Origin of the sequence: Robiginitalea sp., assembly GCF_049588695.1 — a bacterium.
Taxonomy (GTDB): Bacteria; Bacteroidota; Bacteroidia; order Flavobacteriales; family Flavobacteriaceae; genus Robiginitalea.
In genome coordinates this window covers 1-3,199 of record NZ_JBAVZJ010000399.1, presented here as the reverse complement: position 1 = coordinate 3,199, position 3,199 = coordinate 1, and the positions used below count along the sequence as shown (strand labels likewise).

Annotated in this window: 3 protein-coding genes and 1 pseudogene; 3 read left to right on the top strand and 1 reads right to left on the bottom strand. The window is 48.6% G+C overall.

What is annotated here, in order from left to right:
- Window positions 1–245, bottom strand: a pseudogene (locus WBV75_RS09380) (hypothetical protein); the annotation flags it as partial.
- On the opposite strand from WBV75_RS09380, the gene WBV75_RS09375 reads away from it, so the two are divergent.
- The 3 genes from WBV75_RS09375 to WBV75_RS09365 all read left to right on the top strand — a co-directional run.
- Window positions 222–917 carry a hypothetical protein gene (locus tag WBV75_RS09375; protein ID WP_424120363.1) on the top strand — a complete coding sequence of 232 codons (696 nt, stop codon included), beginning with the start codon at window positions 222–224 and terminating at the stop codon, window positions 915–917. The pseudogene WBV75_RS09380 and the gene WBV75_RS09375 overlap by 24 nt on opposite strands.
- 216 nt (window positions 918–1,133) lie before the next feature.
- Window positions 1,134–2,030, top strand: a complete 897-nt coding sequence (locus tag WBV75_RS09370; RefSeq protein ID WP_424120362.1) for a metallophosphoesterase — start codon at window positions 1,134–1,136, stop codon at window positions 2,028–2,030.
- A 101-nt stretch (window positions 2,031–2,131) separates the two neighbouring features.
- Window positions 2,132–3,199, top strand: a 1,068-nt coding sequence (locus WBV75_RS09365) for an acyltransferase family protein (RefSeq protein ID WP_424120361.1), incomplete at its 3' end; no start/stop codon positions are given.

Here is a 3,199-nt window from a genome sequence, read left to right as displayed (position 1 = left end):
ACGCTACACTTGCTTCGGTTTTCACAGGTTTTAAATTGTAATTCTTTTCGGGCCGTATAGGTTCCTGTCGAATCGGGGATGCTGTAAATATGAGCCGTTCCGTCAAAGGGGTCAGACCGGTTTTTGGTTATGATATAGAGCCGGGACCCGAAATGGAAAAACGCCTCTGAATCGAATCTTCGGTTGTCGAAGACGGTGGTAACAAAGATATCCTGTACGGGTTGGATCTCAAGGGTAAAATTCAAGGGGAGTTTAAGGTTTCCAATGCTGCGAATAAAGACTGGGAAGCCCTGACGAAGGACAGTCTGGGAAATCTCTACATCGGGGATTTCGGGAACAATGGGAATAAACGGAAAAACCTGGCCATTCATAAACTACCAAACCCATTACTCGAAAAAGGGGACAAGATTCCTGCGAAGACCATAGCTTTTCGTTATCCGGATCAGGAGGCCTTTCCCCCTCCTTTCGATAATAGAAGATTCGATGCAGAGGCCTTATTCCATTTCGAGTCCCGACTGTATATCATAACCAAAAACCGGTCTGACCCCTTTGACGGAACAGCCCACGTATACAGCATCCCCGATTCAGCGGGAACCTATACCGCCAGGAAAGAATTGCAATTTCAAACTTGTGAGGACCGAAGTAAATGCAGCGTCACAGATGCCGCCCTCTCCCCGGATGGCAACCGATTGGTAATGCTGGGGTACGGAACCCTGTGGGTCTTTGAGGACTTCCGGGAAAAAGGGTTTGGAAAAGGCCCGACCCGTACTATAGACCTGGGGGCCAGGACACAACTGGAAGCGATCTGTTTTATCGATAACCAAAGCCTTTATCTGGCTGATGAACGCCTATTCCAATCCGGCGGCAACCTGTATTTGGTTCCCCTGCCCAATAAATCTCCGGGTCGCCTCCCATAAAATCACACTTCGTCAATTAGGTAGTTAAAATACCCAACGCCCGGGGGGACAAAGGGCTTAAAGCTGGATGAATAGTTTCCCCGCGGGATCGTCTCTTTTTGGCTATATTTACGGGGAGGGGGCGTAAATGCCTTCCATGGGGTTGTAGGAAACCGTGCTTCTTCCCCGAAGGGGGCGGCCCCGGATTTAGAACTCTAAACTCCCTTCCGATCGCCTATGGGATCTGCCAAACGTCTGGACCGGGCTTACGCCAATGCAAAGAGAATCCCATTTAATGACGATTCCAAATTTATTTTTTTCAGCGATTGCCACCGGGGGGATAACAGTTTTGCAGACGAATTCGCGAATAACCGGAACATCTATTTCCACGCCCTAAAACAGTATTACGAAAAGGGTTTTCACTACATCGAACTCGGGGACGGGGATGAACTATGGGAGAATATTCAGTTCGAATCCATTTTCGAGGCCCATAAAAATGTCTATCAACTCCTGAAGTTGTTTTATGTAGACAACCGGCTCCACCTTATTTGGGGAAATCACGACATGGTCTACAAGGATCCAAAAGTGGTCCAAAAGAACCTCCACACCTATTTTGAGCCTATCGACGGAAGGGAAAAACCACTGTTTGACGGCCTGACTTATCACGAAAGCGTGATTCTGGAACACCAGAAGACAGGGCAGGAAATATTTCTCTGTCACGGACATCAGGCCGACTGGTGGAACTATACCTTCTGGAGATGGAGGCGGTTTATGGTGCGCATACTATGGAAGCCTTTGCAGGTTTGGGGAATAGCAGACCCCACATCACCGGCTAAAAACTATAAAGAACTCATTCGCATTGAAAAACGCCTGAAGAAATGGATCCTGAAACGCAATCTGACCATGACTATGGTGGGCCATACCCATAGGCCGAGGTTTCCCGAACCCGGGGAAATCCCATTGTTCAATGATGGCAGTTGCGTACATCCCAGAAGTATAACCGGGATCGAAATAGAAAACGGACAGATCCTCCTCATCAAATGGCTTATTTCAACTTCAGATGAAGGCAATCTCCGGGTAGTCCGGCTGGTTCTGGAGGGGCCGCAAAAGCTCTCGGATTACAGGAACACCTGAGGACTAATGAATATACTGGACGAACTCATAGCGCAAATCCCCATATGGCACAAGCCTGTAAACCGGGGGAACTTCAGACTTTTGCTGCAAAACCCGGTACAATGGAAAATGTGAGAAGATATGATCTGGATTGGCTCCGCGTGGGAGTCTTCGCCCTGTTAATTTTCTACCATGTAGGTATGTTTTTCGTCCCGTGGGGATGGCATCTGAAAAACAATGTAATTTATCCGGAACTGCGCTGGCCCATGCTTTTTTTAAACCAATGGCGTTTGCCCATTCTCTTTGTGATTTCGGGAATGGGAACCTTTTACGCTTATTCCTTCCGATCTCCCCGGCAGTACTCCTGGGAACGTATCCGCCGCCTTGGGATACCTCTGATCTTTGGGATGCTCCTGATTGTTCCGCCCCAGGTCTATCTGGAACGACTCGCCCAGGGCGACTTCCAGGGATGGTATTGGGAATACTTCCCTTCAAAGGCGTTTATCGGTATCTACCCCGAAGGGAATCTGAGCTGGCATCACCTTTGGTTTCTTCCCTACTTACTCATTTTTTCCCTGATTTTAGCCTGGCCGTTCCGGAAGATCAAAGATCGTCCCGGCACCCTGGTCAAATGGGTTGGGAACAGGATGAAAACTCCCTGGGGATGGCTCGTTTTTCTATTGCCGCTTTATCTCTGGGAAGCCCTGCTGGAACCCAACTTCAATGTAACACATGCCCTTGTCGGGGATTGGTTTGCCCTGATTAATTTCGGGACCCTGTTTTTCTTCGGCTTCCTGCTTATCTCCAGCGGAGTACCCTTTTGGGAAAATGTGACAAAATATCGAAGGCGGAACCTCTTTCTGGGTTTGGTTAGTTTCTGCACGCTGATCTTCATTTGGCAATTTGAAGATGGAACCCTGAGGCATTTTACAGAAGCAGGGGTAAAAGTGTTTAATCTCTGGACCTGGATTTTTGTGCTTTTTGGGTATGCCGCGACGTACCTCAACCGGCCCGGGCGTGTGCTGCAATATTGCAACCGGGCCGTCTACCCTTTTTACATCCTGCACCAAACCCTCACCCTGATGATCGCATATTTTATCATGGACCTGGACTGGGGTTTTTGGGCTAAGGCGCTCGTGCTTTCTGCAGGTACCTTCGGGGGTAGTCTCTTACTTTACCAGGGCGTTATT

Excerpts from the sequence above, each read along its gene's own strand:
- WBV75_RS09370 (WP_424120362.1), top strand. The coding sequence starts at position 1,134 with ATGGGATCTGCCAAACGTCTGGACCGGGCTTACGCCAATGCAAAGAGA.